This window comes from Streptomyces sp. NPDC058664 (genome assembly GCF_042716635.1).
GTDB lineage: Bacteria > Actinomycetota > Actinomycetes > Streptomycetales > Streptomycetaceae > Streptomyces.
On sequence record NZ_JBHXRW010000146.1, the window covers coordinates 1 to 4,336 of the forward strand.

Sequence of the window (4,336 nt, forward strand, 5' to 3'; positions counted from 1 at the left end):
GCATGGCTGACGGTGTTCCTGCTGCCCGCCTACTCACCTGATCTCAACCCCGTCGAGTGGGTCTGGGCGCACGTCAAGCGCAGCCTGGCCAACCTCGCCGTCATGGCCCTCGACCGGCTTGAAACCCTCGTCCGCAACCGGCTCAAACGACTCCAATACCGGCCCCACACCCTCGACGGCTTCAGAGCCGGCACCGGCCTGACCCTGGACACTCCAACCTCACCCTGACAAGCCGAAGTCAGTAGCGAGGCCGGCATGGCAGATCTGCAGGGCGCCGGGTGAGTCGATGGCTGTGCCCGAGAAGCGCAGAACGTCATCTGATGCCCCACCAAACAACCCTGCGGTCCTGAACCAAGCGCGGTCAACATGAGCACTGCCTACTCACGGCGAGTGGCGATAGCACAGACATCCTGTGATTAAGGAACGTTGGGGGTTCGACTGAGGGCTCCTGTATCTCGACACAGGAGGGGGTCAGGGGTGGCCCGATCTCCGCTACAGATACAAGAACCGGGCCGTCGGATCCTGTCGAGAGTCCCAGCGAGCACTTGAGGTACCACGGTTAGAAATTCACATATCCCCGTCTGGGGACCACCTCTGGTTCAGGTGTCACGTTGCGATCCGACGTGCCAGAACTGGAGCTGCTACGAGGGAAGCGATGAAGGTCTCTGAGTCTCACGAAGGCTTGAGCGGGCACACTGAGATCCCGGCTCCGCTCATTCACATGCCCCGGCTAATCGGGCGCGCCCAGCTCCTGACACGTATTGAGCAAGAGTTGCTGGCTGCTCATCACAGCGGTGTGCTGATGGCTGGCGATACCGGATCAGGGAAGACTCGCGCCCTTCAGGAGACAGCAGAGATTGCACGACAGTTGGGCATGCGGACCCTCACTGTTTCACTCAGCCACGGCCTGGATCCCTTCAAGGAGTTGGTCGGTGCCTTGCGTAGCGAGGGGCTGGCTGTGTCTTCAGCGGCACAGCCGTTTGCGGTCGAGTTGTCTCGCGAGCAGCGTAGGGCTCCCCTGGTCCTGTGTGTAGATGACGCTCAACTCCTCGACAATGCGGGTGCTGGCGTCCTCGTGCAACTGTCTCGAGAGGGTGCCTGCCGTCTGGCAGTTACCGTGACCGACCAGCAACAACTGCCACCCGACATATTCGCTCTGTGGAAGGGCGGTTCGTTGTGTCGACTGCCTGTCGCCAAGCTCACTGAGGAAGAGATGATCGGCGTCTGCGAGGCGTCGCTCGTGCGGCCAATTGAGTTCGCGACAGCCGTGCGCCTCTCTAAGGTTGCTCAGGGAAACCTTGTTGTGTTGCGTGAACTACTCACGAGCGCCATCGAGGAAGGCGGCATGGTGTTCCAGGAGGGTATGTGGCGAGAGCTCAGCCAGAATCTTGCCTCTCCTAGGCTTACGGAGCTCGTGTCGCCCCTTCTCGTCGGAATCAATGACGTTGAGGGAATCGCACTTGAAACGCTTTCCCTCGCCGGGACGCTGCCGCTTGCCGTGGCGGATGTCGTTGTCGACGCAGAAATTTTGGAGAATCTGGAAGTAAGAGGTCTGATTTGCATATCGGGACCACCTCAAGAGATCACCGTTTCCATCGCAGACGAAATAGTGCGATCTGTGGTCCTGGAAAGACTTTCCCTTCTTCGTCGCCGGCGACTTCTTCGCAAACTCATTAGGGCCTGGGTTGAGCATGACAACGGAAAGAATGATGGAGTTCAGGTAACGCTTTGGCGTCTGGAAGTAGGCGACAATGTGCCAGAAGAAAGACTTCATGCTACGTCAAGGCAGGCTTGGTGGGGAGGCGACTGGAACACCGCGTGCCGCCTCGCGGAAAATGCCTGGAACATGTATAAGACGCCCGGTGCTGGTCTGCTCCTCAGCCAGATCCTGGCTCACCAGGGAAAAATTTCGTCTGCGGAGCGAATCCAACAGCAGATCGAGGAGGTGGGCAGTGCAAGTGACTCCGCTTCCGCACGCAGAATTTCCTACCGCCGCAAGCTGCTGCATTCAATTGCCGTGGATGCGGTGCCAAGCAATAGGGAAAAAGCACAGTGCTCTGCACTCTCCCATGGTGCTTCCGAAATCGACCTTGCCATCTCACTAGTTCAGCATGGCAACTGTGCTGATGCTCTACGTCTGGTCCAGCCGATGTTGCAGGATGGTGACCCCGGCCGAGTTGCCATGGCCGGCTCTCTTGCTCTTGCCGCATCACTCCGTATGGGACGCCCCCTCGATGCGTTGGCCATGGAGCCCCGTCTCACCTGGGCCATGAAGCAACTGTCAGACTCGGGCATTCTGGGCTACGACGTACTCAACATCCCGGTTCTCACAGCATACGCACGGGGCATCACAGGGGAGCAAGACTCCGCGATAGCCCACCTCCGCACCCAGGTCAGTGAAGCGGCAAGTACACGCAATACGGCGCTGGCCAGCCGAGCTGGTGTCATGCTCGCCCGTCTCCTGTTCGAGCAGGGGCATGTTGTCGAGTCCCACAAGCTCTTCGTCTCCTCAGACGGCCATGAGGATCTCGCTGTTGTGCAGCAACTGGCCCGCGCGGGGGCTTTGGTGGCCTCGAGCCATCTCAGCGATCCTCAGGCTGTTTCGGCTGCTTCTCAGCGGCTGAAGGCGTACCTTGCGTATCCCTACCGGCGGGTGGAGGTAGACATCGCTTTGGCTTTGTCTGAGCACCGGGAAGGGCGCGGAAGGAAAGCTGTGAAGTTGCTCCATGAAGCTGCGCGCAGAACTGTCAAAGACGAGGCTTTCGGTGAACTCGCTGATGTGGTGCACGCTCTCACCCGAATGGGACAGGCCCGCAGTGCGGCGGATCTTTGTGGAGAGTGGAGTGAGAGCCTCCAGGCTCCCTTGGACTCCGTGAGGGTCGCCTTCGCGCAAGGCGTGGCGAAGGGCGACGCGAAGAAGGTTTCCGAGTGTGCGGAAAAGTTTGAGCAGTCAAGGGTTCCTCTGTTCGCGGCTGAAGCGTGGGCGGCAGCGTCCATCATTCACAGGGATGCAGGAGAGTTGCGGTTGGCCACGTCGACAGTCTGGCGATGCGACAACGCTCGCGGGCAGTACGACGGAACCCCAACCTTTCTACTTCGTGCTCTACAAGAGGTTGAGCACCTCAGCCCGAGGGAACGTGAGGTTGCTTTCCTCGCAGCTCGCGGGCATTCAAGCCAAGAAATTGCAGATAATTTGGTTGTCTCAGTCCGTACCATCGATAACCATCTCTATCGGGCGTACAGGAAGCTCGGGGTGGCCAACCGGCGTGAGTTGCGCCAGCGTCTCTCGATCGAGCTACCTGCCTTGTAACACTGCGCTTTCCCAGGCGAGTTAAAGAGGCTTATAGGGGTGTTGATTCCTAGTGTCGTTTGTCAAGCCGCGAGGGCGGTCGGCGGCGTGAGCTCGTAGCACCATCCGTCGCAGAGGAGGGCCCAGAGGAGGTTGACGCGGCGGCGGGCGAGGGTGCGGACGGCTTGGGTGTGGCGCTTGCCCTCGGTGCGTTTGCGATCGTAAAACCGGTGCGATTGATCGCTGTGTCGGATGCTGAACAGTGCGGAGGTGCAGAGAACGCGCTGGAGGCGGCGGTTGTAGCGTTGCGGGCGCCGCAAGTTCCCGCTGATCTTTCCGGAGTCGCACGGGACTGGGGCGATGCCGCCGAAGCCGGCGAGACGGTCGGGGGTCCCGAAGACGAACATGTCGCCGCCGGTCGCGGCCAGGAACTCGGCCCCGAGAATGACGCCGAGGCCGGGCATGCTGGTGATCACTTCAAAGTGGCGGTGGTCGCGGAAACGGGCCTCGATGAGCTTGTCCAGTTCGGTGGCCTGCTCGTTGAGGGCCACCACCTCCTTCGCCAGGGTGTGCACCATCTGCCCCGTGAGCGTTTCTCTGGGTAGGCTGGTGTGCTGGCGTTCGGCCGCTTCGACTGCGGTTGTGGCGAGTTGGTCGGCGTTGCGGACGCTGCGGTTGCGGAGCCAGGTCTCCAGACGCTTGGCGCCGAGGCGACGCAGCGCGACAGGGGTCTGGTAGCCGGTCAGCAGAGTTACTGAGGTTTTCGGGTTGTCGTCGGGTGGTGACGATTCATGATCCCTGCGGTATGCCGATGAGGTGAGGTATCCGGAAGGCGGGGGCCTGACCGCTGAGCGGCGGGCGTTTCGTGAGGGGATCCGGCTTCAGGCCGGGCAGCGGTTCGCAGCGGGTGAGAAGACCGCGGCGATCGCGCAGGACCTGCGGGTGAGTGTGCGGTCGGTGGAACGCTGGCGTCGTTCCTGGCGCGAGGGCGGCATGGAGGCCCTGCGCTCGGCGGGGCTGGCGAACTCCCCGACTGTCACCGATGCC

Annotated in this window: 3 protein-coding genes and 1 pseudogene; 3 read left to right on the forward strand and 1 reads right to left on the reverse strand. The window is 61.2% G+C overall.

What is annotated here, in order from left to right:
* Nucleotides 1-228 (forward strand): transposase (locus ACFWUY_RS40640; protein ID WP_384121837.1); only part of this gene is annotated, 228 nt, incomplete at its 5' end.
* A gap of 427 nt (nt 229-655) precedes the next feature.
* Nucleotides 656-3,310 carry a LuxR C-terminal-related transcriptional regulator gene (locus tag ACFWUY_RS40645; RefSeq protein ID WP_384121839.1) on the forward strand — a complete coding sequence of 885 codons (2,655 nt, stop codon included), beginning with the start codon at nt 656-658 and terminating at the stop codon, nt 3,308-3,310.
* A gap of 62 nt (nt 3,311-3,372) precedes the next feature.
* Here ACFWUY_RS40645 and ACFWUY_RS40650 read toward each other — a convergent pair.
* Nucleotides 3,373-4,044 (reverse strand): annotated as a pseudogene (locus ACFWUY_RS40650) (transposase); the annotation flags it as partial.
* A 61-nt stretch (nt 4,045-4,105) separates the two neighbouring features.
* Between ACFWUY_RS40650 and ACFWUY_RS40655 the strand changes: the two are divergent.
* Nucleotides 4,106-4,336 (forward strand): helix-turn-helix domain-containing protein (locus ACFWUY_RS40655; RefSeq protein WP_384121841.1); only part of this gene is annotated, 231 nt, incomplete at its 3' end.

What these genes read in the sequence shown, in the direction of transcription:
- ACFWUY_RS40645 (WP_384121839.1), top strand. Translation starts at nt 656, where the DNA reads ATGAAGGTCTCTGAGTCTCACGAAGGCTTGAGCGGGCACACTGAGATC.